Annotated in this window: 25 protein-coding genes and 1 tRNA gene; 14 read left to right on the forward strand and 12 right to left on the reverse strand. The window is 57.8% G+C overall.

The annotated features are described in order from the left end of the window. The first annotated feature begins 158 nt into the window (after positions 1 to 158). Complete coding sequence (gap, locus tag SIB56_RS11730; protein WP_413324111.1) at positions 159 to 1184, forward strand: type I glyceraldehyde-3-phosphate dehydrogenase; 1026 nt, start codon at positions 159 to 161, stop codon at positions 1182 to 1184. A gap of 64 nt (positions 1185 to 1248) precedes the next feature. Here gap and thiL read toward each other — a convergent pair whose 3' ends face one another. Continuing rightward, positions 1249 to 2238, reverse strand: coding sequence for a thiamine-phosphate kinase (gene thiL, locus SIB56_RS11735; protein WP_413324112.1), 990 nt, complete (start codon positions 2236 to 2238; stop codon positions 1249 to 1251). Between the two features lie 5 nt (positions 2239 to 2243). Beyond that, a complete protein-coding gene (locus SIB56_RS11740; protein WP_413324113.1) occupies positions 2244 to 3362 on the reverse strand; it encodes a peptidylprolyl isomerase in 1119 nt (372 codons plus the stop codon). 32 nt (positions 3363 to 3394) lie between these two features. Here SIB56_RS11740 and efp point away from each other — a divergent pair, with 32 nt between their 5' ends. Both efp and accB read left to right on the forward strand, forming a co-directional pair. Next, positions 3395 to 3958, forward strand: a complete 564-nt coding sequence (efp, locus tag SIB56_RS11745) for an elongation factor P (RefSeq protein ID WP_413324114.1) — start codon at positions 3395 to 3397, stop codon at positions 3956 to 3958. Between the two features lie 2 nt (positions 3959 to 3960). Next, the gene (gene accB / locus SIB56_RS11750; protein WP_413324115.1) at positions 3961 to 4449 is read left to right on the forward strand and encodes an acetyl-CoA carboxylase biotin carboxyl carrier protein; all 489 of its coding nucleotides are present in this window, start codon (positions 3961 to 3963) and stop codon (positions 4447 to 4449) included. Here accB and pdxA read toward each other — a convergent pair. Next, the gene (gene pdxA / locus SIB56_RS11755; protein WP_413324116.1) at positions 4436 to 5467 is read right to left on the reverse strand and encodes a 4-hydroxythreonine-4-phosphate dehydrogenase PdxA; all 1032 of its coding nucleotides are present in this window, start codon (positions 5465 to 5467) and stop codon (positions 4436 to 4438) included. The genes accB and pdxA overlap by 14 nt on opposite strands. Between pdxA and SIB56_RS11760 the strand changes: the two genes are divergently transcribed. Continuing rightward, entirely contained in the window at positions 5466 to 5657 is a 192-nt protein-coding gene (locus tag SIB56_RS11760; RefSeq protein ID WP_413324117.1) for a 4-hydroxythreonine-4-phosphate dehydrogenase, read from the forward strand. The genes pdxA and SIB56_RS11760 overlap by 2 nt on opposite strands. Here SIB56_RS11760 and SIB56_RS11765 read toward each other — a convergent pair. Continuing rightward, complete coding sequence (locus SIB56_RS11765; protein ID WP_413324118.1) at positions 5623 to 6549, reverse strand: SDR family oxidoreductase; 927 nt, start codon at positions 6547 to 6549, stop codon at positions 5623 to 5625. The genes SIB56_RS11760 and SIB56_RS11765 overlap by 35 nt on opposite strands. Positions 6550 to 6579: 30 nt before the next feature. Between SIB56_RS11765 and SIB56_RS11770 the strand changes: the two genes are divergently transcribed. Next, positions 6580 to 6816, forward strand: a complete 237-nt coding sequence (locus SIB56_RS11770; RefSeq protein ID WP_413324120.1) for a serine protease inhibitor — start codon at positions 6580 to 6582, stop codon at positions 6814 to 6816. Between the two features lie 22 nt (positions 6817 to 6838). Here SIB56_RS11770 and SIB56_RS11775 read toward each other — a convergent pair whose 3' ends face one another. Continuing rightward, positions 6839 to 7270: an HNH endonuclease gene (locus tag SIB56_RS11775; protein ID WP_413327354.1), complete on the reverse strand. Its 432-nt coding sequence runs from the start codon at positions 7268 to 7270 to the stop codon at positions 6839 to 6841. A gap of 250 nt (positions 7271 to 7520) precedes the next feature. On the opposite strand from SIB56_RS11775, the gene SIB56_RS11780 reads away from it, so the two are divergent. Further along, positions 7521 to 9029, forward strand: coding sequence for an SNF2-related protein (locus tag SIB56_RS11780; RefSeq protein WP_413327356.1), 1509 nt, complete (start codon positions 7521 to 7523; stop codon positions 9027 to 9029). Positions 9030 to 9414: 385 nt separating this feature from the next. Here SIB56_RS11780 and SIB56_RS11785 read toward each other — a convergent pair whose 3' ends face one another. Both SIB56_RS11785 and SIB56_RS11790 read right to left on the reverse strand, forming a co-directional pair. Further along, complete coding sequence (locus tag SIB56_RS11785; RefSeq protein ID WP_413324121.1) at positions 9415 to 9831, reverse strand: DUF6554 family protein; 417 nt, start codon at positions 9829 to 9831, stop codon at positions 9415 to 9417. Positions 9832 to 9894: 63 nt separating this feature from the next. Then, positions 9895 to 10410: an AbrB family transcriptional regulator gene (locus SIB56_RS11790; RefSeq protein ID WP_413324122.1), complete on the reverse strand. Its 516-nt coding sequence runs from the start codon at positions 10408 to 10410 to the stop codon at positions 9895 to 9897. 117 nt (positions 10411 to 10527) lie between these two features. Here SIB56_RS11790 and SIB56_RS11795 point away from each other — a divergent pair, with 117 nt between their 5' ends. Together SIB56_RS11795 and SIB56_RS11800 are read left to right on the forward strand one after the other, a co-directional pair. Next, positions 10528 to 10845 carry a chemotaxis protein gene (locus tag SIB56_RS11795; RefSeq protein WP_413324123.1) on the forward strand — a complete coding sequence of 106 codons (318 nt, stop codon included), beginning with the start codon at positions 10528 to 10530 and terminating at the stop codon, positions 10843 to 10845. Positions 10846 to 10865: 20 nt separating this feature from the next. Further along, positions 10866 to 11129: a hypothetical protein gene (locus tag SIB56_RS11800; RefSeq protein WP_413324124.1), complete on the forward strand. Its 264-nt coding sequence runs from the start codon at positions 10866 to 10868 to the stop codon at positions 11127 to 11129. A gap of 414 nt (positions 11130 to 11543) precedes the next feature. Here SIB56_RS11800 and SIB56_RS11805 read toward each other — a convergent pair. Further along, positions 11544 to 11615: transfer RNA gene (locus tag SIB56_RS11805), tRNA-Gly, on the reverse strand. Between the two features lie 52 nt (positions 11616 to 11667). Further along, positions 11668 to 12819 carry a pyridoxal-phosphate-dependent aminotransferase family protein gene (locus SIB56_RS11810; protein ID WP_413324125.1) on the reverse strand — a complete coding sequence of 384 codons (1152 nt, stop codon included), beginning with the start codon at positions 12817 to 12819 and terminating at the stop codon, positions 11668 to 11670. 52 nt (positions 12820 to 12871) lie between these two features. Between SIB56_RS11810 and cbiD the strand changes: the two genes are divergently transcribed. The 6 genes from cbiD to mrdA all read left to right on the forward strand — a co-directional run bounded on the left by cbiD (position 12872) and on the right by mrdA (position 19860). Beyond that, complete coding sequence (gene cbiD, locus SIB56_RS11815) at positions 12872 to 14044, forward strand: cobalt-precorrin-5B (C(1))-methyltransferase CbiD (RefSeq protein WP_413327358.1); 1173 nt, start codon at positions 12872 to 12874, stop codon at positions 14042 to 14044. A gap of 51 nt (positions 14045 to 14095) precedes the next feature. Beyond that, positions 14096 to 15682, forward strand: coding sequence for a glutamine-hydrolyzing GMP synthase (gene guaA, locus SIB56_RS11820; RefSeq protein ID WP_413324126.1), 1587 nt, complete (start codon positions 14096 to 14098; stop codon positions 15680 to 15682). A 310-nt stretch (positions 15683 to 15992) separates the two neighbouring features. After that, complete coding sequence (locus tag SIB56_RS11825; RefSeq protein ID WP_413324127.1) at positions 15993 to 16739, forward strand: histidine phosphatase family protein; 747 nt, start codon at positions 15993 to 15995, stop codon at positions 16737 to 16739. A 262-nt stretch (positions 16740 to 17001) separates the two neighbouring features. Further along, on the forward strand, positions 17002 to 17613 hold the full coding sequence (locus SIB56_RS11830) for a hypothetical protein (protein ID WP_413327360.1): 612 nt from the start codon (positions 17002 to 17004) through the stop codon (positions 17611 to 17613). 18 nt (positions 17614 to 17631) lie between these two features. After that, positions 17632 to 18048 carry a hypothetical protein gene (locus SIB56_RS11835; RefSeq protein ID WP_413324128.1) on the forward strand — a complete coding sequence of 139 codons (417 nt, stop codon included), beginning with the start codon at positions 17632 to 17634 and terminating at the stop codon, positions 18046 to 18048. A gap of 9 nt (positions 18049 to 18057) precedes the next feature. Continuing rightward, a complete protein-coding gene (gene mrdA, locus SIB56_RS11840) occupies positions 18058 to 19860 on the forward strand; it encodes a penicillin-binding protein 2 (RefSeq protein ID WP_413324129.1) in 1803 nt (600 codons plus the stop codon). 1 nt (position 19861) lies between these two features. On the opposite strand, the gene SIB56_RS11845 is transcribed toward mrdA, so the two are convergent. From SIB56_RS11845 to psb34, 3 genes are read right to left on the reverse strand one after another with little or no spacing between them, the layout of a single operon-like run. Beyond that, complete coding sequence (locus SIB56_RS11845) at positions 19862 to 21010, reverse strand: glycosyltransferase family 4 protein (protein WP_413324130.1); 1149 nt, start codon at positions 21008 to 21010, stop codon at positions 19862 to 19864. 13 nt (positions 21011 to 21023) lie between these two features. Beyond that, positions 21024 to 22220: an NAD-dependent epimerase/dehydratase family protein gene (locus SIB56_RS11850; RefSeq protein WP_413324131.1), complete on the reverse strand. Its 1197-nt coding sequence runs from the start codon at positions 22218 to 22220 to the stop codon at positions 21024 to 21026. 58 nt (positions 22221 to 22278) lie between these two features. Continuing rightward, entirely contained in the window at positions 22279 to 22446 is a 168-nt protein-coding gene (gene psb34 / locus SIB56_RS11855) for a photosystem II assembly protein Psb34 (protein WP_413324133.1), read from the reverse strand. Between the last annotated feature and the right edge of the window lie 24 nt (positions 22447 to 22470).

Raw genomic sequence — 22470 nt, forward strand, 5'->3', positions numbered from 1 at the left:
TGGATTCGCACCATAAATCAGGTATTCCTTCTGACCACTAAATGGCGCAGACTGTCGCGAACCAGCTCAGGCCAGTTCACCTGTTGACCTTATTTCAGGTGAAATAAGCGATTTCTGTATGATCGGCGGCCACTCTCCGCGGACTGTCCGCTCTCGTTATGACCCTGCGCGTTGCGATCAATGGATTCGGCCGAATCGGTCGCAATGTGATGCGGGGTTGGATCAGCCGTGGTGCCGACACCGGAATCGAGATTGTTGGTGTGAACGCGACCTCGGATCCCAAGACCAGTGCTCACCTGCTTACCTATGACTCCATTCTGGGCAAGCTCGACCCCAGTGTGAAGATCGAAACCACTGACGACTCGATGATCGTCAACGGTAAGGAGGTGAAGTTCTTCTCCGACCGCAATCCCCTCAACTGCCCGTGGAAGGACTGGGGTGTGGATCTGGTTCTTGAGTCGACCGGTGTTTTCAACACCGATGAAAAGGCCAGCATGCACATTCAGGCCGGTGCCAGAAAAGTCATTCTTACCGCGCCTGGCAAAGGTCCCAAGGTGGGGACCTTCGTTGTCGGTGTGAACGAAGATCAATACCGTCATGAGGATTTCGACATTCTCAGCAACGCCAGCTGCACCACCAACTGCCTTGCACCACTGGTGAAAGTGATCGATCAGTCGATCGGCATCAATCGCGGTCTGATGACCACCATTCACAGCTACACCGGCGACCAGCGGATTCTCGACAACAACCACCGCGACCTGCGTCGTGCCCGTGCCGCTGCGGTGAACATGGTTCCCACGTCTACAGGTGCAGCTCAGGCTGTGGCCCTGGTCTATCCAGCCGTGAAGGGCAAGTTCACTGGAATCGCCATGCGTGTTCCCACTCCCAATGTCTCTGCGGTTGACCTGGTTTTCGAGTCAAACCGCGCCTCGTCGGTTGATGAGATCAAGTCGATTCTCAAGGCTGCAGCTGACGGCCCCATGAACAAGATCATCAAGTACGGCGATCTGCCTCTGGTGTCCAGTGATTACGCCGGCACCAATCAGTCGACCATTTTTGATGCTGACCTCACCCTCGCCATGGGTGACAACTTCTTCAAGATCGTTGCTTGGTATGACAACGAGTGGGGCTACAGCCAGCGGGTTGTTGACCTCGCAGAAGTGGTGGCCAAGAACTGGAAATGATCAGCCCTTGAGATGTTGATGCAATCCCTCCCACTGGGAGGGATTTTTTTTGGAGACTGCACTGTCAGCTTTGGTCGAAGTGATCAAAGCCTCCTGCAGCAACAGGAAGTTGAGTGTCACTCCAGAGAATTTCATGGCACTTGGCCGTGATCCATCCGATTTGGCGGCTGTCAGGTTGGTGGTCAAGCCAGCGTTGCGCCCAGGTGGCTGGAAGAGCCAGCACCAGCTCGAAATCCTCGCCGCCGTTGAGGCACCATTCGTCCCAGCGGTCGCCTCCAGGCCAATCCCTTGCTCGGGGCAGCCATTCCCGCGTCAGCACCGCACCGCACAGACTGCTGCTGCAAAGTGCCTGCACCGCTGTCAGAAGTCCATCGCTGCTGTCTGTGCCGGCGGCTCTCCAGGGCAGGTTGTCGGGTTTATGCGCCAAGAGTGTGTTCAAGGCATCCAGCCTTGGAATGGGCCTTTGATGTCGGGAGATGGCGCGATGTCGCAGATCATCTGTCAGGGCCACGAAGTCATTCAGTTCCGGATCTCCCTCAAGGAGTGCGAGCCCCAGTCGGCTGAGGCCATGGGCGCCGCTCGTCACCAGCCAGTCGCCTGGACGGGCATCGGCACGGTGCAGCCGCAAGGGCCCCATGCGACCCAGCGCCGTGATTGAAACCAGTCTCTGCTTGCCTGCTGAGCAGTCTCCGCCCAGAAGGATGCCTCCATAGCAGCTGAGAGCTTCGCTGATACCTCGATAGAGATCCTCCACCCAGCTCCAGTGAGTGCCTCCCGGTGCCACCAGTGCCACGGTGATTCCATCCACGGCAACAGCACCGCTGGCGGCGAGATCCGACAGGTTGGCCGCCACCGCTCGCCAGCCCACATCCACCGGACTGGTGGTGCGATCACTGAAATGAACGCTGTCGACCAGCACGTCGGTGTTCACCAGCAGCTGGCGAGAATCGGCGTTGAGGGTCGAGGTGTCATCGCTCAGCTGGCCCGGAGGCGCAAAACGTGCCAGCCGTCTGAGGAGTTCTGACTCACCAAGCTCAGCCAGCGTGACCGTCACTGAGCTCAGGCGTGTTGTTGCAGGCGATCGGCACCTTCGATCACTTTGATTTTCTTGATCTCGTCGTTGACACCAAGCTCTTCGAGCACATCGAAGCCGTCTACGACATATCCGAAGGCCGCATTGCGTCCATCCACAAGGTTCAGACCCGCGGGCGTCAGCTCGGCTTCATAGAGGAACAGAAAGAACTGAGAGGAGCCATCGTCGAGAGCCTGATCGGAGTGAGCCCAACCCAGCGTTCCCAGAGTGGCGAAGGGAAGCACGGGTGTGGCTTTGTACAGCCCTACATCCTCGAATGTCTGGTTGTAGAAGGTTTCCGGTTCACCTGGAACGCGGATCTCAAGAGGAACATGGCGCTCTTGCTTGGTTTTCGGATCCACGTAACCAATCTCAGGACCCTTCGGATCGCCGCTTTGCAGGATGTAGAAATCCTCTGCACGGTTGAAAGGCAGGCCGTCGTAGAAGCCCTTCAGGCTCAGATCAACAAACGCACCGGCGGTGAGCGGCGCGTTGTAACCATCCACCACAACGGTGAGATCACCTTCGGTGGTTTCAATCACCAGAGTGGCGCGGCCTGCCAGGCGCGGCAGGTCATCGAATTCGGAGGGAATGTCCGGCAGATGGTCGTCAATCAGCAGCGCCTCCAGGTCTCCGATCTGGCTCAGGGTCTGGCGACGTGACTGGATGAATCCCGCTTTGTCCTTGTTTCCCACACGCTCCTGCAGGACGTTCAGGTCGTCAGCCACAGCATCGAGAATCTGTTCCGCTTTCGCCTGATCTTCACTGGGCATGGCGGTGATGATCGCGCTCTTTCGGTCACTCAGCAGGGACTGAGTGCGGTTGATGCCGCGGCCAAGGGCATTCCAGCGCTTGGCTCGCAGATCATCACTAGTGCCCTCGAGCTGATGTTGAAGATCCCGCAGGTCTGCTTGGTTCATGGGCAGGGAATCACGCAGGATCGCCGCCGGATCCTGCACGGCATTGCCCTGGGGGAGTCCCGCCCACGCGGGTGGAGTCCACGCAATGCCAGCCATCATCAGCAGGCTGATAAGCCAAGCGCTCAGGCGCTGAAATCCCAACCGAATCGCCAAGGAGAACCCCAGGTGCTGAAAGGACTTTGGCACAGCCGTATGATCCCCTGAACCGTTCGGCGGGAATGATCTCCAGCAACGACTTTCGCACCGGCACCACGATTGAGCTCGATGGGGCCGTCTGGCGTGTGGTCGAATTCCTGCATGTGAAGCCCGGCAAAGGTTCTGCTTTTGTTCGCACCAAGCTCAAGGCCGTGCAAAGTGGCAGCGTTGTTGACAGAACCTTCCGCGCCGGCGAGATGGTCCCTCAGGCCATGCTGGAGAAAGCCACCCTCCAGCACACCTATATGGAAGGTGAGGATTACGTTTTCATGGATATGTCGACCTATGAGGAGACCCGGCTCACAGCCCAGCAGATCGGAGACAGCCGCAAATATCTCAAGGAAGGGATGGAGGTGAGTGTCGTCTCTTGGAATGAGAAGCCTCTCGAGGTTGAGCTACCCAACTCCGTTGTGTTGGAGATTGCCCAGACCGATCCCGGAGTGAAGGGTGACACCGCCACTGGTGGCACCAAGCCCGCGATCCTTGAGACCGGAGCGCAGGTGATGGTTCCTCTGTTTCTCTCGATCGGCGAGAAGATCAAGGTGGACACACGCAACGACTCCTACCTGGGTCGGGAGAACAGCTGAGCATGCAACTCGATCACGATCAGCTTCACAAGCTGCTGGACGTCCTTGCTGACAGTGATATCCAGGAATTTCGTCTTGAAGGTGATGATTTTCGCCTTGAGGTGCGCCGAAACCTGCCGGTGACGGCAGTGGCAGCACCGGTGATGCCGGTGGTCGCGCAGGCCGAAACCCCTGCCCCCGTTGTTGATGTCTCAACCCAGGGAGACACGGCCCCGGCGGCTCCGCCGGCTGCGGCGGGTTCGCGCTCTGACCTGGTCGATGTCACTGCTCCGATGGTGGGCACCTTCTATCGAGCCCCAGCTCCAGGTGAATCGCCCTTCGTGGAGCTTGGCAATCGGATCACAGCCGGTCAGACGATCTGCATTCTCGAGGCGATGAAGCTCATGAACGAGCTCGAAGCTGAGGTGGGAGGTGAGGTGGTGGAGATCCTTGTGGACAACGGCACTCCGGTTGAATTCGGTCAGGTGCTGATGCGTGTCAAGCCCGGCTGAGTTCCCAGGCCGCCTGAATGGCGGCCAGCATGCTGGCCCCTCTCGCCACCCCTTCTCCGGCGATGTCAAAGCCAGTGCCGTGGTCAGGGGATGTGCGTAAGAAAGAAAGACCGAGAGTTGTGTTCACCGCCTGATCAAAAGCGAGCAGTTTCACGGGGATCAGGCCCTGATCGTGATACAGCGCAAGGATTCCATCAGGAGCCGCTTCGATCCTGTTGTTCCAGGCCTGGGCGGAACTCAGCCAGCAGGTGTCGGGAGGAAGCGGGCCTTGCAGTTCCACTGAAGGATGCTTCTCGCCCCATCGCTCCAGCAGAGAACTCAGCCATTCGCTCTCTTCGCTACCTAGTTGCCCCTGTTCGCCTGCATGGGGGTTGAGGCCCGCCACTAGCAGTCGGGGGGCGGGATTGAATCGCAGGCAGAACCCTGCAAGCACATCAAGTTTGCGCTCAACCAGATCTGCGCTGAGCACCTCGGCGACTCTCCCAATCGGGATGTGGGTTGTGACCAGCAGTGTGTTCAGTCTCCATCCGGTTGCCGGGGAGACAGCGGTGAACAGCATCGAAGCGGATTTGTGCCCATCCAGTTCCGCCAGACGCTCGGTCTGGCCGGGGTAGCGATGTCCTGCTTCATGCCAGGCATGTTTCGCGATCGGTGCGGTCACGAGTGCGCGTCCCTGGTCCTGTCGTACCAGCTCCACCGCCCGGGTGAGCCATTGGAAACAGGCATCTCCGCTTCTTTTGCCTGCATCTCCCGGCTGTAGTGGGCCCCCCGGCACCGGCAGATCCTCCACGTTCAGGTCGTCAGGATCTGCAAAGGGAACCTGCGAATGCAATTTCAGATTGTCAGCGGTTCTGCGAAGGCTGGCCCGGCAGCCCACCAGCAGCGGGGGTGGCATTTCAGCTGGGCGCCTTGGATCAGCAAGGGCTTTCAGCGTGACTTCCATGCCGATCCCCGCCGGATCACCGAGTGCGATCACAAGGCGCTGTCTAGCGTCGTGGCATTCGATGGATGGGGTCATGCTGCGCTTGCTGGTGATCGGGCTGCTGCTCTACGGCCTCGGAACGGCCCTGAGGCAGGGTTGGCTGGAAATTCAGTGGAGCCGTTTTCTGCATGATGCAGGTCTGACCTTCATCGATCCGGACAGGCCTCTGAAGCTGCAGGAGGTGCCTGCGATCAGTCCTGAGCGGCCTGAGTCAGCATCCCCCTGAGCCTTTCCTCCTCCAGACATTGGACCAGCCCGCTGCGGTAGTTCGGGTGAATCATGCTGTAGCCGAGTGTCTTGCAGAGCAGATCGTTGCTCACCCTGCGGTTTTCGGCCCAGAAGCTTCGCGCCATGGCGCTCATGTCCGCTTCAGCTGCCGCATAATCACGCGCTTCCGGCAGGTCACAGTTCAGAAGATCTGCGGCATGGCGTTGCAGCAGATGACTTGGGGCAGGTTCGTGATCACAGATGTTCACCACCGGAGGATGCTGACCAGAGGCCGAGCAGTGCATGAGGTGCAGGCAGGCCGCGGCGATGTCATCGACATGCACGCGACTGAACACCTGTCCGGGCTTGTTGACTGGTCTCAGGTTTCCCGCTTTGACAGCAGCGAAAGGGGAGCGACCCGGTCCGTAGATCCCAGGTAAACGCAGAATCTGCACCGGCAGACCGCTGTTCAGCCATTGCTGTTCACAGATCAGACGTCGTCGGCTGCGTTCCTGCGTGGGTTGTGGGGCATCCGTTTCGCTGACCCAGTCACCGCCGGTGTCGCCATAGATGCCTGTGGTCGAGAGATAGCCAGCCCAGCGAAGTGGCAACTGACCGAGTTGAGGCCCGAGTGACTGCAAGACAGGGTCGGTCTCATCCGGGCCGGGAGGGATCGTGCTGAGCAGATGGGTCACGCCCTTCAGGTCTGCTTCCATTGGCACAATCTTCTGAGTCGAGTCGAATTGCAGAGTTCCGCTGCCGGGCTCTGGGTTGCGACGCGTGGTGATCACCCTGATCTTCAGGGCATCAGCCAGGGAGGCAACCCGTCGTCCGGTGAATCCGGCTCCCAGGATGCAGAGCTTGGATCCAGCTGGCAGCGCGTGACAGCGGTTGACAAGTGATTCCGGCATGAGTACAAACGTATCAGTGGCAAAGCAGCCGTGACCAGTTCCTGTCTTCCCCTGGTGTCATCTCAGGAATCCATGTTGCCTCGGAGTGCCGGCGATCGCAGCACCGTTATGTCGACCGGCGATGTTGCTGCCCTGCGTCGCCTGGCTGCGACAGTGTTCGCATCGGTGTTGGTGAGTGGAGCCTTTCTGCTGGCACCCGAGCAGCCTGAGCAGCAAGCCTCAATCTGCCAGCAACATCACTCGGCAGAGGCTTGCAGGGTCTGGTGATCAAGGACTGTCGTCAGTTGTTTCAGGCTGCTCGAAAGCCCCAGTCCCGTTCCTCAAGATTGTTCAGGTCTGAATCGGTTGCCAGCGATGGATCGATGGTTTGATTCAGCTCTGGCTGAGCCCATTGCAGAAGTCTCAGAGCAAGACGTAGATCGGCGTCCATCCAGGCACGGATCGCCATGGCTCGGCGGGGATCATAAAAGCGTTGGCGTCGATACCAGTCGAAAACATCAGCATCGGATTTGTGACCATTGCATGAGAGGCAGGCGGGTACACAGTTTTCAGTAATACTGAGACCTCCCTTAGCCCGAGGAAGGATGTGGTCAATTGATTCTGATTGTTTTCCGCAGTAAATACAGCTTTTTCCGGTGTAACTGTGAAGCGACTGGCGCCATCTTCGGACTCGCAATTTAGGGCAGAGATCTTCAAGGAAAACCGCATCCCTGTTATGCATCCGAATCATTCGGTTGAGAGAATTCTGGCGCTTTCGCGGTGTTCGTCAATGTGTTCATCGCTGCATTTTTTGTAGCTTTTTCAATGTGATTTTTGAAGCTCAAACCCCTTGTGGTGAATCGAAAAGGCAATACAATTTCATTTGCTGAATTGTGGTTACGGCTTCATCGACGGCCTGCTGCAGCCTTGGGCTGACTCCTTCGGGACTTGTGAGGGTGACATACCCATTTGATGCCGTGACCCACGCACAGATGGGACGGATCAGACCTCGGGGGCTCTGGAAAGGTTCTGAACGGGGCTGGGAATTTCCACTGGCCGCTGCCGAATCCCTGCTTGACCGTTTTTCAGCGCGTTTTCGGGTTGAGGATGAGTTGGTGCGTTGGCTGGATTGGCATCGTCACCCGCTGCCACCGTTGCCCCGTCACAGGGAGCTGGTCGCCAGGGCAGATCTGGATCAGCCTCTTGCCGATGGTCGCACTCCACTTGCGCATCAGCGTTCGGGTGCTCGCTGGCTGCTTGCACGGCGTGGTGCGTTGCTCGCTGATGAGATGGGCCTCGGCAAGACGCTCACTGCCTTGCTTGCGGCCCGCGCTCTGCTGCGTGCTGTCCCCTTGCGCCTGATGGTGATTGCTCCTGTGGGGCTTCACTCTCACTGGCGACGCGAAGTGGAGTCCCTTGATCTGGAGTGCACACTGCACAGCTGGGCTCGGTTGCCGGTTGACCTTCCGGACGCTGGAACACTCCTGGTGGTGGATGAAGCTCATTTTGCCCAGTCTCTTCAGGCCCAGCGGACGCAGGCTTTGTTGCGCCTGGCACGCCATCCGCGCTTGCGGGCGGTGTGGATGCTCACCGGTACACCGATCCGTAACGGACGTCCGATTCAGTTTTTTCCACTGCTTGCAGCGATGGACCATCCACTGGCCCGTGATCAGCGTTCGTTTGAGGAGATCTTCTGCCAGGGGCACTGGAGTGAGAAGGGTGGGCAACGGCGCTGGCGTGCTGATGGCGCTGCGCGTCTGGATGAGCTGAGGCGACTGACGCGACCACTAGTGCTTCATCGTCGCAAGCAGCAGGTGCTGGGCCTTCCCGCCAAACAGCGACGTTTTCATGATGTCTCACTGGCGGCTGATCAGGCGCTTGGATTCGATCACCGTCTGCGTCTTGTGGTCGATGACTATCGCCGCCGCGTGTTGTTGGGGGAAGTGCGTTCCGATGCTGAATCCCTTGCGGTTCTGACGTCTTTGCGCATGATCGCTGCGGAATTCAAATTGCCGGCGACGCAGGCTCTGTTGGAGGACTTGCGTGCCGATGGTGAGGCGATTGTGCTGTTCAGCTCCTTTGTTGCACCTTTGCAACTCCTGCAGGAGAGGCTGGGTGGTGCACTGCTAACCGGCCGTCAAAAACCTGAGCAACGACAGGCTGCGGTGGACCGGTTTCAGGCAGGCGCAACGGATCTGCTCCTGGCCACTTATGGCTGTGGAGGCTTGGGATACACACTGCACCGGGCACGGCAGGTTGTGCTCCTGGAGCGTCCCTGGACCCCAGGCGATGTTGATCAGGCGGAGGACCGTTGCCATCGCATCGGCATGGATGGCGGTCTGACAAGTCACTGGCTAAAGCTTGGCCTTGCTGATCAGCTGGTTGATGGTCTTGTGGCAAGCAAGGCTGACAAGATCGAGTTGATCCTGGGCCCGCGCCGCATCAGCGTTGATCGTCAGCCTTTGCCTGCCATGGTGGCTCGATGTTTGCAGGATTGCTGACGCACATCAAGCTCATGCTTAAGCAGGGAATCTGCCGTTGTCTGACGGCTTTTGATCAAGGAGGCGGCCCTGCTCACATCTTCACAAGCTTTGTCATTGCTTCCCATCAGCGTGTGCAGCAATGACCTGTCGGTCAGCGGCACAGGATTGTCAGGGTGGCTCTTAACAACGGAATTGCATTGATCAAGTGCCTTGCTCAGCTTGTCAAGACTGAGATTTTCAAGACAACTGGATGTTTTCGGTTGAGGGTCGGGTTTTCCATTGCGGGAACTGTTGGTGTTTCCGCATGCCTGGGCAAGAAGTAGCAAACCTCCGATCAGCAGAACCTGCCGGAGTCGTGAGCAACGGCTTTGGCGTTCTCGAGGCCTGCGTAATGACAAAGATTTCAGTAGCTGTAGCGATCATCAGCATCCCAGTCCGTCGAAGCATTGCCGTTTGAACTGTTGAATGAGCTGGTTTCGGTGCTGTTGCTCCTTGAAGAGCTCTTGGATGCTTTTCTGCCGAAAAGATCTCCGAGATAACGACCGCAATCTGGATAGCTGCCGGGCTCTGCCACAACAGTTTCGGTGATCATCACGGCCGCATGCTCAGGTGATGTTTTGAAAACACCTGCGCTTTGACGCTTGATCAGCGCATAGGAGGCTTCGAAGCTCACGGCATGATTGTTGCCGTTGCTGCGCATGTAGCAATACACCTGTGCGCCTTTCTTTGAGTCAGCGCTCGCCGCTTCTACAGGGGCAGCTGCGAGCAGCATTCCTGTCATTGGCAAAAGGACAAGGAGGCGTTTGCGGAGGCTGGCCATTGATGGACAGGACAGTCGATCTGCGCCAAGGTATCGGCTCGCGTTTGGCTGTCCATAGCTGAATCAGGAATTGTTCAGCCCCAGAGGCGTCAGCAATCTCACCACTGTCGGAAGTACAAGCAGCACGGTGATCAGTCGCACGGCATGGAGTGCTGCCACAGCTGCGCCGACGCCGTAGTCCTCGCCAACCAGACTCATGCCGCTGATGCCTCCCGGTGCTGCTCCCAGCAGGGTGATCAGAGGATCAACCCCGAGTAGGCGACCGGCCCAGAGGCCGACCACCAGCCCTGTCATCACCAGTGTGAGTGTGATGAGCACCGCAGGCCTCCAGAGATCCTGCAGCTGTTCGAGAGATGTTCGCGTCAGACCGGTGCCAATCACGGTACCGATTCCGATTTGCAGAGCGGTGCGGGTACCCGGCGGCCATTCGGCCACGTCCATTCGCCCGCTCATACTCACCATCGCAGCCCCGATCAATGCGCCAGCAAGAGGTGCCCCTGGAAGTCCAGTACGCAGAGCGAGCAGTCCCACAGCGGATCCTGCTAGCGCATACACCAGCAGGGTTATCAGAGAAGGCATCGCACCCGCAGTCACCAGATCACTCAGTTTGAAGCCAAAGAGTGCTGGCTCTCCAAGCAGCTCTTGAGACTTGCCATTCCGTGTGTTGTCATCGGGCAAGAACTTCCCCGTTTTCGGATGACTCAGTCAGTGTCCTTCCGCATCACCCGCACGGCGGAAGATGTCGCCCAGATGCTCAATGCTTTGTCGCAGCGTCTTGTGAAGCTTGAACAGCGCCTGGAGAGTCTTGAACTGCAGGTGCGGCAGCAGCGCAGCGAGGCCCAGACGATGCCCACTGAGGAACGGGAGCGTCTGGATCTTGTCGATCAGCTGTTGTTCGACTGCCAGGAGCTGCTGAACAGTTCTGAGCTGCGGCCCGAAGAAGCCTCAGAACCTGTCTGTGCTCTGGCGCAGCCTTCAATTGCTGAGTCTGATCAAGAGGTTGAAGCTGCATAAGACTGGCTGAAGGTGGCAAAATGAAAAGAAAGCTGACCATGGCACTCACCACCGTTCCATCAGCTGGTTCTTGCGAAACCAGCAACAGCCGTTGTTCCACCCCCTCGGGGAACTCCGGAATGACATCGGCTGATTCCAGCGGTTTTTTTGAAGGTGGCCATCAGCTTGAAAAGCTTGAATTTGCGCTGGCCGTGGCAATCACCCGCGGTGATCAATCAAGGTCTGATCAGCTGCGAGCTCAGATCGCCGAACTGGGTGGCAACGTTGAAGAGCCTGGCACCTGAGCTCCGATTTGGATCACTGAGTTGGAACCATACTCAATGCATGACTGAGCGCGAATAATTTGCAATATGAGCTTTTTTATGGATTGTTGTTTTCCTTGATCGTTTGTTATTATTAGTGCAATGCTTGAATTGTCGCTGTGACGACGTTGTTGAAATCTGCTGTATCTCTTCAATCCGTGGAGCCTGATCGGGATCAATTGCTTTTACGTGCAAGGCAATGGTTCGATCAAGCTCGTGTGCAGGCCAATGAGGGCAATACAGCAGGTTCGGCTCAACTTATCCTTAAAGCTCTCAATCATGAGCGTAGGGCCGGCTGTGTAGGCCCCCAGGTGGTGCAACTGATTAAACCCAGAGCTTCAATGTCGACTTGGAGTCATCGCAGTTAATTTTTTAGAATAACCAATAACAAATATAAGCGGGTGACCGGATTTGAACCGGCGACGTTCAGCTTGGGAAGCTGACATTCTACCGCTGAATTACACCCGCGATCTTACAATTCTATCCCAAGCCAGAAGGTATGAACAGTGATTGATATCGATTACTGACTCAGGATTTCAGAAGCAGCGCTGAGTCCAGCTCCCATAGATCCCTTATGCAGGCCAAGCGATTGCAGCACTGATTCGATTGCTGCCACAGCTGTCAAAACATCTCTGTCGCAAACGAATCCCAGGTGCCCGATTCGGAATACCTTGCCCTTGAGATGATCCTGGCCGCCGGCGAGCAAAATGTCATAGCGATCTTTTACAGCTTTGCGCAGTTGCTCGGCATCGATTCCATTCGGGGCCACTGCCGTGATGGCAGGACTGCCGTGACCTTCGGCGGCGAACAGCGGCAGACCGATGGCCTTCATGGCTGCATGGGCAGCTTCGCGATGCCGGGAATGACGCGCAAAAATCGGAACAAGACCTTCGGCCTGCATCATCTCAAGTGCTGCTTCGAGCGCGAAATAGAGATTCACCGCCGGAGTGAAGGGGTTGCTGTTCTTGGCGGCTGTTTTCCGGTAAGGACCCAGATCCAGATAGAACTTGGGAAGGTCTGAGCGTTCGTAGGCCTTCCAGGCTCTTTCGCTCATGGCGACGAAGCTCAGGCCCGGGGGCATCATGTAACCCTTCTGAGAACCCGAGGCCACAACATCCAGGCCCCAGGAATCCATCGGCACATTGGCAGCTCCAAGGCTTGTAACACAGTCGGCAATAGTGAGCGCCGTGCCATGGGCTTTCACATGGCCGCTGATGGTCTCGAGATCATTGATCACCCCTGTGGAGGTTTCCGAGTGGGTGAGAATCACCGCCTTGATTGACTTTGTGCTGTCGGCGTCAAGTGCGCTGCGGAATGCTTCCGTATCGAGGGGCTGCCCCCATTCGGCCTTAATCACCTGAACATCAAGCCCATAGGCGCGCGCCACTTTCACCCAGCGTTCACCGAACTTGCCGTTGTCTCCGCAGAGCACCTTGTCCCCGCGACTCAGTGTGTTGATGATTCCGGCCTCCATGGCGGCAGTGCCACTGCCTGTGATCACAAGCACGTCGCCGCTGGTTTGATGCAGCCAGCGCAGCTGGGAATTGGTGCGCTCCACCACGGCCTGAAATTCTCCGCTGCGATGGCCGATGGGGTGGCGACCCATGGCTTTGAGAACGGTTTCGGGCACCGGGGTGGGTCCCGGGATCATCAGGGTGAGCTTGTCCTGCACGGGCTCAAAAGGTGCCAATCGTGCATCCTAAAAAATGATCCGCATCCAACCCATCGCCCCTGCACCTGCCTGTTCAGGAACCGGACTGACCCTGCCTGTCTGGGTTGCGGCAGCGGCACGTGCCGCCGCTCTGGTGCTGGGTGGATCCACTGCGCCGTCGAGCGTGGACCTTCGGATTCCTTCGGAGCAGGGATTCCGTCGGGTTCAGGTGCAAGCTGCATCGCAGTTGAATGCTGGAGAACAGGCACTGGCGATCACGATCTGTGATCCAGGTCCAGGTCTGGATCTCACCCGCGGTCTGGAGATCTGGGTGCTTGTGAGCCGTGCCTGCCGCGAGAGTGGATTGCAGATTTGCGCAGGAGCGGGCGTTGGTCGACTGGAGGAAGACGGTTCACTGTGCATTTCCGCTTTTGCCCGTGAACTGCTGGAGCTCAATCTCAGCGATCTGATGCCGGCACTGGGAGGTCTGGATCTTGAGGTGGTAGTGCCCCGCGGCCGGGAGTTGGCACTGCGGACCAGCAATTCCGCTTTCGGTGTTGTCGACGGTCTTGCCTTGATCGGCATGCAGGCAGAGGTGCAGACCAGTGCGTCTCCTGATCAGTTGCAGTCGGCCCGTGATCGTCTGCGCGAGCTCACTGATCAGACCGGTTTCCAGGGTCGGTTGACTCTGGTCATTGGGGAAAACGGCCTGGATCTGGCTCAGCAGCTCGGACTCTCCGATCAGCAGCCGCTGTTGAAATCAGGGAACTGGATCGGGCCACTGCTGGTGGCTGCTGCCGAGGCCGGTGTGCGCCATCTGCTTTTGCTGGGGTACCACGGGAAACTGATCAAACTGGCGGGTGGGATCTTTCACACCCATCACCACCTTGCGGATGCACGTCTGGAGGTGTTGGCAGCCCTGGCGGTGCAGCAGGGCCTCGGCCTGGAATCCATTCGCGCCCTGCTTCAGACCAGCTCGATTGAGGAGGCCTGGTGCTGGTTGCGGGCCCATGATGTGGCGCAGGCCATGGGGCTCTGGATGGCCGTGGCTGAAGCGGTTGAAGGCAGAAGTGAAGCCTATCTGAAGCGCTATGGCTGCACCGGAATGCGAGTTGGTGCAGCCCTGTTCAACAGGGACCGTCAGCTGCCCTGGGCAGGTCCTGAAGGAAGCCTGATGCTTGGGCATTGCGGGATTCCGCTGAGTCCTGTGCCTCCCGAATCGGATCAGGGTCCTTCTCTACGCTGATTGATTGGCGGCCGGTTTCCGCGGTCGACCGTTCCACGGCCTACGTGCGAGATGTCCCAGGTTCCGAATGAAGGTCAGCGTCAGCCGGCTATCGTCATTCTTGATTTCGGCTCCCAGTATTCCGAACTGATTGCCCGTCGGGTACGGGAAACGGAGGTGTTCTCCGTGGTGCAGGGGTACAGCACCTCTGTTGAGGAGCTGCGCAAGATGGCTCCCAAGGGGATCATTCTCAGCGGCGGCCCAAGTTCGGTGTACGCCGATGGTGCTCCTCTCTGTGACCCTGAGATCTGGTCAATGGGCATTCCGGTTCTCGGGGTCTGCTACGGCATGCAGCTGATGGTGCAGCAGCTGGGTGGACGTGTTGTGGCAGCCACCGGAAAAGCCGAATACGGAAAAGCACCGCTTGAGGTGGATGACCCCACGGACCTGCTCACCAATGTGGAGAACGGCTCCACGATGTGGATGAGTCACGGAGATTCGGTTGAGGCCCTGCCGCAGGGTTTTGTGCGTCTTGCCCACACGGCCAACACGCCTGAGGCGGCCGTTGCAAACCATGACCGTCAGCTATACGGGGTGCAGTTTCATCCCGAGGTCGTGCATTCCACCTGCGGAATGGCGATGATCCGCAACTTCGTTTACCACATCTGTGGTTGCGAGCCCGACTGGACGACAGCGACGTTCATTGAGGAAGCCGTCAGGCAGATCCGTGATCAGGTCGGAGACAAAAGGGTTCTGCTGGCCCTCTCCGGTGGTGTGGATTCCTCAACCTTGGCCTTTCTGCTCAAGAAGGCCATTGGTGATCAGCTCACCTGCATGTTCATCGATCAGGGCTTCATGCGCAAAGGAGAGCCTGAGTTCCTGATGGACTTCTTCGATCGCAAGTTCAATATTCACGTTGAGTACATCAAAGCCCGGCAACGCTTCCTGACCAAGCTCAAGGACGTCACGGATCCTGAGCAGAAGCGCAAGATCATCGGCACTGAATTCATCCGTGTGTTTGAGGAGGAGAGCCGGAGACTCGGTCCTTTTGATTACCTGGCCCAGGGCACGCTCTATCCGGATGTGATTGAAAGTGCCGGAACCAATGTTGATCCCAAGACGGGCGAGAGGGTGGCCGTGAAGATCAAGAGCCACCACAACGTGGGTGGGCTCCCCAAGGATTTGCAGTTCAAGCTGGTGGAACCGCTGCGCAAGCTGTTCAAGGATGAAGTGCGCAAAGTCGGTCGCTCGCTCGGCCTCCCGGAGGAGATTGTGCGACGTCACCCTTTCCCGGGACCGGGTCTGGCCATTCGCATTCTCGGAGAGGTCACGGCCGAGAAGCTCGACTGTCTGCGGGATGCGGACCTGATCGTGAGAGAAGAAGTGAAGGACGCCGGGCTCTATCACGACATCTGGCAGGCATTTGCGGTGCTGTTACCGGTGAGATCGGTGGGGGTGATGGGTGACAAGCGCACCTATGCCTGGCCGATTGTTCTGCGCTGCGTTTCCAGTGAAGACGGCATGACCGCTGACTGGTCCCGCTTGCCTTATGACCTGATGGAGACCATTTCCAATCGCATTGTCAATGAGGTGAAAGGTGTCAATCGCGTGGTTCTGGACATCACCAGCAAACCACCCGGCACGATTGAGTGGGAATAGCAAGTGCCTGCAGCACGATCTTTGCGTTATCTATGCAATTGATGAAATTTGGATCTTTGACAGTTGACCAATGCAGCTGAACTGCATACGCATCAGCGGCTTTGTTCCATTGCGAGTAATTCTTCAATCATCAGACTGTTCTTGTTTCCGAAGTGTTCTCATTGTTGAACAAAAACTGTTCAAGGCGTATCAAATTCATATCAAAAAGGGGTTCGTTGATACCGCATGGCAGAGCTGAATGTCCATGTAATTTTTTTTACTTGTCCCGATCTAGCTCGATGTCTACGTTCAAATTGACATTTTTATTTCAATGAAACACATCAAGAAAATCAGCTTGCTTTCGGCATCAGCCGCATTGGCCACTGGAGGTTTGATCGCAGCTTCGATCTCTACAGCTCCGCAGTCCGCCAAGGCTGCGCCGGAAGCCTACGAAGTGAACGAGTCAACACTTTCCGGTGATCAGAGGAACACTGACTTCATTAACAGAGTTGGTGCAAAGCAACTCCTTAATGATCTGCGCAGAGGTGGATACGTTGTTTATGTGAGGCATGCGAAGACCTTCAAGGACTGGGGCGATCAGGTCAGCCCACAACTCAATCTTGCTGACTGCAGCACCCAGAGACGTTTAAGTCCAGAGGGGAAACTGCAGGCACGTGAAATCGGGAAAGGAGTGAAAGCCGCAGGGATTCCTGTAGGAAAGGTTATTTCCAGTGAATATTGCCGCGCATACAACACAGCTGATCTTGCTTTTGGAAGATACACAAAAAATTCAAACCTGAATTTCCTTCCCTGCGTTGATTGCACCCCACAGGATTACAAAGAATATGCTGCGAGGGTTTCACCCTTGCTTTCAGCAACGCCTGATGCAGGCACCAACACTTTCCTGTTTGGGCATGACGATCCTTTCCAGGGCGTGACGATGGGTGTGGAGCCTCCCAAGGGAATTTATCCAGACCCGATGGGAGTGGCGTATGTCGCCAAACCTCTCGGCAATGGCAATTTCCAGCTCGTTGCCAAGCTCCTTCCCACTCAGTGGAGCGCCTTGGCCCAGTTCTGATTGATCTTCAGAAGCTTTCATCAACGCCGTCTCTTTTTTGAAGGGACGGCATTTTTCTTTGCTGCAGCCACTTCTTTGCTGCAGCCACTGAAACAGCAGGTCGATGCAGTGTTGAGTTGTTCTGGTCACGCCCCTCCAGTGAACAGTGATTGGTTCGTGAATCAAGCTCTGGACAAGCATGAGCTGCAGCAGTGAGAAACGTTCCGGGGGGACTGGTAAGCGGTCTTCGGCACCGATACCCTTGGCCCCCGGCTCTAAGGATGTGACCGCTGCCCAACAGCAAGACCAGCAACTGCAGCGACGTCTTCAGCAGGACAGCATCCAGCTTGCTGGCAAGACCATCTACATCAATCCATTCCTTTACTGGCGTCGCTTCGACAGCAACACGGATCGATGGCTGCGAGAGCCCGGACAGCTGAATGAAGATCAGATCAAGCAGAACCGCAGCCGTTTCTATCCGGAGCTTGAGTGGTCCTTGATCGATCCTGCTGATCAGGAGATCAAAGATGGAGCCGTGGAGATGTTCCTTAAAAGTCTCGAACTGATCGGAACCTTCCATCCAGAGCTCACTTCCGGCCAGCTGCTGGAAGTCGAGCGCAAGATGGCGATCACCAAAAAGCGTTCCTTCGAGCGCTGGGTGGAGAAGTCGTATCGCCGAAGGTCACGACAGGAGACGCGGGAGAAGCGGCGTTTCGCCAGGGATCGTTTCTGGCGTGGCTGGTCGGAGTGGATTGCTCTGGACACCACCCACCATGCTCTGGCCCCTGTCGTTGCCCTTGTTGTGTTGTCCGGTGTGATCGGCTGGTCACTGGGATCGTCTCGTTCAGCCTGCCCGACACTTGTTCTCCCTCCGGAGCAGACTGGGATTCGTTGAATCGTCAGGTCCGTTTCCATGACCGACAACCAACCGCTCGACTCGCTGCGGCTCGCTCTGATGCAGGACGTGCTGCCCATGGGTCTTGCGTTTGTGGATCGAGTCCGTACCGAGGGTCCTGCCAAGGCTGTGGAGTCTGTTGCCAGAGGGGATAACCCTCTCGGTGATCTGCGGCAGCAGGGTGAGGCAGCGGCACGGGAGGTGCGTGAGCGTCTGGATCAGATCAGCCCCGGGCTTGGCAATCCGGTGATGCCTGTGCAGGTGCAGGTTGATGAACCCGCTGAGCCGCAGGACATGCTGGATGCCGAAGTTGCGTCGTCTGCTCAGGCAGAAGCTTCCTCCGAGCTGGATGACTCTCAGCAGTTGCATGAGGTGCTCTCACGCATTGACGGGCGTCTGCAGCGCTTGGATGCTCTGATGAAAATGGAGAGTTGACGGGGGATGGTGGGATCAGGCGCCTCGCAACGGGATGGTCAGCGCCAGAGCGGTCTGCGTCAGCAACCACTGGTGTTGCTGGCACTCGTGCTGCTGGTGAGTGCGGCAATGGTGTCCCGACTGGTGTGGCTTCAGGTGCTTGAGGGGTCGCGCTACAGGGAACTTGCCGATGAGAACCGCATTCGTCTCGTTCCGCGTTCACCGACCCGCGGTCGCTTGCTGGATCGCAAAGGTCGGGTGCTTGCCTCCAGCAAATTGACCTATTCGCTCTATGTCGAGCCTCGATTGGTTGATGACACCAGCTGGCCTGATCTGCGTGATCGTCTGGCCGATCTGCTCAGCCTCGATGCGGCCGTGCTCGATCAGCGTCGCGGCAGCGGTCAGGCGCGGGATGGTTATCGCATCAACCTGGCCACTGATCTGAAGCCGGAGCAGGTGTTGCGATTCCGTGAGCAGTCGCAGGGGCTGAAGGGGGCTCAGGTGGACGTGGACATCCTGCGCTTCTACCCCTACGGAACCCTGGCGGCCCATGCCCTCGGTTACACCCAACCCATCACGGAGGATGAGTACAAGGCCCTGGCGGAAAAGGGCTACAAAATCAGGGATCGCATCGGCCGGATCGGGGTGGAGGCTGCCTATGAGAGCCATCTTCGCGGTGCCTGGGGAGGTCAGATGCTCGAGGTGAACGCCATGGGTGAGGTACAGCGACATCTCGGTGACCGTCCCTCGGTCGCCGGCAAGGACCTCAAGCTCACGCTGGATCTGGATCTGCAAAAGGCTGCGGAGCAGGCCCTGGCTGACAAGCCCGGTGGCGCGATTGTTGCCATGGATCCCAATGACGGGGCCATCCTCGCTCTGGCCAGTAAGCCCACCTTCGATCCCAATTTCTTCTCCAAGCTCGTCACCACCCAGAAGGAGTACGACGCACTGTTCTCCAATCCCAAAAAGCCTTTGCTCAGCCGGTCCATGAATGCCTATGACCCTGGCAGCACATGGAAGGCGGTCACTGCGATGGCCGGAATGGAATCCGGCAAGTTTCCTCCTGATACCCAGCTCAACACTGCTGCATGCATCACCTATGGAGGTCATTGTTTCCCGGATCACAACGGAGCCGGTTTCGGTCGTATCGGCTATGCCGATGCTCTGCGTTTCTCCAGCAACACCTTCTTCTATCAGGTGGGTGTCGGCTCGGGATCGCTCGAGCTCAAGAAAGCTGCCAATGCGCTCGGTTTTCAACAGAAAACCGGGATTGAGATCGGTTGGGAGGAAAGCGTGGGTTTAGTGGGTGATGAGGATTGGGCTGCTGCCGGCCGCGGCTGGGCCGATCCCGGTACAACTCCCTGGATTCCTGAGGATATGGCAAGCGCTTCCATCGGTCAGTCGGTTGTGCAGATCACTCCCCTTCAGTTAGCCAGGGCTTACTCGGTGTTCGCAAACGGTGGCTGGCTGGTCACACCCCATCTGGCTGATCAGGGACATGACTGGACCGACCCTCCGAGGCGCACGAAGGTGGACCTCAAGCCAACCACGCTGAACAAGATTCGCGAGGGTCTTCGCAAGGTGGTGTCCGATGGCACCGGATTTGCGTTGAATGGTCCTGGTATTCCGCCGGCCGGTGGCAAAACGGGCACGGCTGAGGACAGCACCGGAGGACCCGACCACGCCTGGTTCGCCACCTACGCCCCTTATCCGCAGGGCAAGATCGTGATCGTGGCGTTTGCTCAGAACACCCCTGGCGGTGGCTCAGTGCATGCCCTGCCGATGGCCAAAAAAGTGATGCAGGTCTGGAACCGCACGCGCGGCAAACAATGATTCAGGCTGCGGCGCTCAGTTGCTGCTTCTGGAGCACTTTGCGGTAATAGCCGCGCAGTTGATCAGTGGCACCTGCCCATCCCCAGCGTTCCGCTTCGTCCCGTGCGGCTCTTCGCAGCGACTGGCGTTCGATGTCGTTGCCCAGCAGGCGACGCGTGGCTTCGATCAGGCTGGAGGCACCTCCATCGCTGCCGTCGGGTTCATAGAGACAGCCATTGATGCCGTCGGTGATGATGTCGGGAATCCCGCCGCGGTTGGCTCCAACCACGGGGCAACCGGCTGCCATGGCTTCCAGCAGCACCAGGCCAAGGGTTTCCGTGCTGGACGGGAAAAGGAAGGCATCACCGCTGGCATAGGCGCTGGCCAGCTCTTCACCGGCCAGGTAGCCCACAAATGTGGTGGCCGTGCCTTCGAAATGCTTCTCGAGCTGCTGGCGATGCGGACCATCGCCGACCAGGGCCAGACGAGCTTCGGGAAGTGCTTCGAGAACAGGTCGGATGCGTTCGATCTGTTTTTCGGCTGAGAGACGACCCACGTAGAGCAGCAGAGCGCCCCGGTCGTCGTGGTCGCCCATCAGACGCTGCCGCATTGCATTGCTGCGCAGTTCAGGTCTGAACAGCTCAGTGTCGACCCCTCGTTGCCAGAGATCCGTGTGCTGAATGCCCTTGTCGCTCAGTTCCTGCACCATGGCCGTGGATGTGCACAGATTCAGAAGCGCCTGATTGTGGGCGGCCTTTAGAAGCTCCCACAGCAGCGGTTCGAGCATGCCCATGCCGTAGTGCTCGAGGTACTTGGGCAGATGGGTGTGATAGCTGGCTACCAGGGGAATGGATTTGGTCTTGGCGAGCCAGATGCCTCCGAGTCCAAGAACAGCAGGATTCACCACGTGGATCAGGTCAGGCTCGAAGCTGTCGATAGCGTCTGAGACCGCAGGCCGAGGCAGAGCCAGCTTCAGTTCCGGGTACAGCGGCAGAGGCATCGCCGGCACGCCGATCAGTCGCGCACCCATGTACTCCTCAGGACAGCCTTCGGGGCAAAACACCATCACCTCATCGCCGGCATCCACAAGATGCTTCACCGTTTTGGTGAGTCGGGTGACGATGCCGTCGACCTTGGGCAGAAAGGTTTCGGTGAAGAAGGCGATTTTCAAGGGAAGGGCCTGATCAGGAGGCGGAGCCGATGGCTTGTGCCTGGGTTTTGGTCCACGCGGAGGTGCAGAGGATGCGGTTGCGATCGCAGCGATCGGCGTAACGGGTGGCGATGTCCACCACTTCTTTCAACAGACCATCGTCGAGGGTTGTGGGATTGAGTCCCAGTTCGATGAAACAACGATTGTCGACGATCAGGTCGTTTTCAACGGCCTCGTTACGCGGGTTTGGCAGATGGTTCACCTTGGCACCAGTGAGGGCTGCCACTTTGTTCGCCAGTTCGCCCACCTGATGACTCTCGGTCATCTGATTGAAGATCTTCACCCGTTCTCCCTGATCGGGGGGATTGTCCAGGGCCAGCTGGACACAGCGCACTGAATCGCGGATGTGAATGAAGGCTCGGGTTTGGCCGCCGGTGCCGTGCACGGTGAGCGGGTAGCCGATGGCCGCCTGCATCAGAAACCGGTTGAGCACCGTGCCGTAGTCACCGTCGTAATCGAAGCGGTTGGTGAGCCTTGGGTCACGGTCGGTTGCCTCCGTGTTCGTTCCCCAGACGATGCCCTGGTGCAGATCGGTGATGCGGACCTTGTCGTTCTTGTTGTAATAGAGGAAAAGCAGCTGATCCAGCGTCTTGGTCATGTGATAGATGCTGCCTGGGCTGGCTGGATGGAGAATCTCTTCCTCGAAGCGACTGCCATCAGGCTGGGGCACCTCCACCTTCAGGTAGCCCTCAGGAATGGTGGCGCCTCTGTGGGATCCATAGCCGTAGACGCCCATGGTCCCGAGATGAACGACATGAATGTCCTGTCCGGATTCCACAATGGCGGCCAGCAGGTTGTGGGTGCCGTTGACGTTGTTGTCGACGGTGTAGCGCTTGGTCGCGCTGCTTTTCATCGAGTAGGGAGCTGCGCGCTGCTCGGCGAAGTGCACAACCGATTCGGGTTTTTCCTGAATGAGCAGATCCACCAGACGCTCATATTCATGCGCGATGTCCATGTGCACGAAGCGCATCGGTTTCCCGCCGGTCTCTTCCCAGGCTTTGAGGCGATCACCAATGTTTGCAATCGGTGTGAGCGATTCAACCTCAAGGTCGATGTCGATCTTGCGGCGGCTCAGGTTGTCCACGATCACAACTTCATGACCCTGATCCGCCAGATTCACGGCGCAGGGCCAGCCGCAGAAGCCGTCACCACCGAGAACGAGAACTTTCACCCCAAACTCCTGCTGAAGCGTGCGTGCCGCCAATCAGGTGCAAGCTACTACAGGGTTTTCAGCTGATCGCCATGGTCAGGCCCATCAGTGCCACCACCAGCAACGAGCCGCTGAGGATCAGCACTCTGGAGGCATTGCTGCGGCTGGTTTCCTTGGCCATCACCTCCATGCGAGGCTCCTTGGCGAAGGCGTTCAGACGTCCACCGTCTTCGGTTGTGACCTGCATGAGTCTGTTGTGACTGGTCGGACG

The sequence above is a fragment of the Synechococcus sp. MIT S9503 genome, from assembly GCF_047304175.1.
GTDB lineage: Bacteria > Cyanobacteriota > Cyanobacteriia > PCC-6307 > Cyanobiaceae > Synechococcus_C.

Excerpts from the sequence above, each read along its gene's own strand:
- gap (WP_413324111.1), top strand. The coding sequence starts at position 159 with ATGACCCTGCGCGTTGCGATCAATGGATTCGGCCGAATCGGTCGCAAT.
- efp (WP_413324114.1), top strand. The coding sequence starts at position 3,395 with ATGATCTCCAGCAACGACTTTCGCACCGGCACCACGATTGAGCTCGAT.
- accB (WP_413324115.1), top strand. The coding sequence starts at position 3,961 with ATGCAACTCGATCACGATCAGCTTCACAAGCTGCTGGACGTCCTTGCT.
- SIB56_RS11760 (WP_413324117.1), top strand. The coding sequence starts at position 5,466 with ATGCTGCGCTTGCTGGTGATCGGGCTGCTGCTCTACGGCCTCGGAACG.
- pdxA (WP_413324116.1), bottom strand. The coding sequence starts at position 5,467 with ATGACCCCATCCATCGAATGCCACGACGCTAGACAGCGCCTTGTGATC.
- SIB56_RS11765 (WP_413324118.1), bottom strand. The coding sequence starts at position 6,549 with ATGCCGGAATCACTTGTCAACCGCTGTCACGCGCTGCCAGCTGGATCC.
- SIB56_RS11775 (WP_413327354.1), bottom strand. The coding sequence starts at position 7,270 with ATGCATAACAGGGATGCGGTTTTCCTTGAAGATCTCTGCCCTAAATTG.
- SIB56_RS11780 (WP_413327356.1), top strand. The coding sequence starts at position 7,521 with ATGGGACGGATCAGACCTCGGGGGCTCTGGAAAGGTTCTGAACGGGGC.
- SIB56_RS11785 (WP_413324121.1), bottom strand. The coding sequence starts at position 9,831 with ATGGCCAGCCTCCGCAAACGCCTCCTTGTCCTTTTGCCAATGACAGGA.
- SIB56_RS11790 (WP_413324122.1), bottom strand. The coding sequence starts at position 10,410 with ATGCCTTCTCTGATAACCCTGCTGGTGTATGCGCTAGCAGGATCCGCT.
- SIB56_RS11795 (WP_413324123.1), top strand. The coding sequence starts at position 10,528 with ATGACTCAGTCAGTGTCCTTCCGCATCACCCGCACGGCGGAAGATGTC.
- SIB56_RS11800 (WP_413324124.1), top strand. The coding sequence starts at position 10,866 with ATGAAAAGAAAGCTGACCATGGCACTCACCACCGTTCCATCAGCTGGT.
- guaA (WP_413324126.1), top strand. The coding sequence starts at position 14,096 with ATGTCCCAGGTTCCGAATGAAGGTCAGCGTCAGCCGGCTATCGTCATT.
- SIB56_RS11825 (WP_413324127.1), top strand. The coding sequence starts at position 15,993 with ATGAAACACATCAAGAAAATCAGCTTGCTTTCGGCATCAGCCGCATTG.
- SIB56_RS11835 (WP_413324128.1), top strand. The coding sequence starts at position 17,632 with ATGACCGACAACCAACCGCTCGACTCGCTGCGGCTCGCTCTGATGCAG.
- psb34 (WP_413324133.1), bottom strand. The coding sequence starts at position 22,446 with ATGCAGGTCACAACCGAAGACGGTGGACGTCTGAACGCCTTCGCCAAG.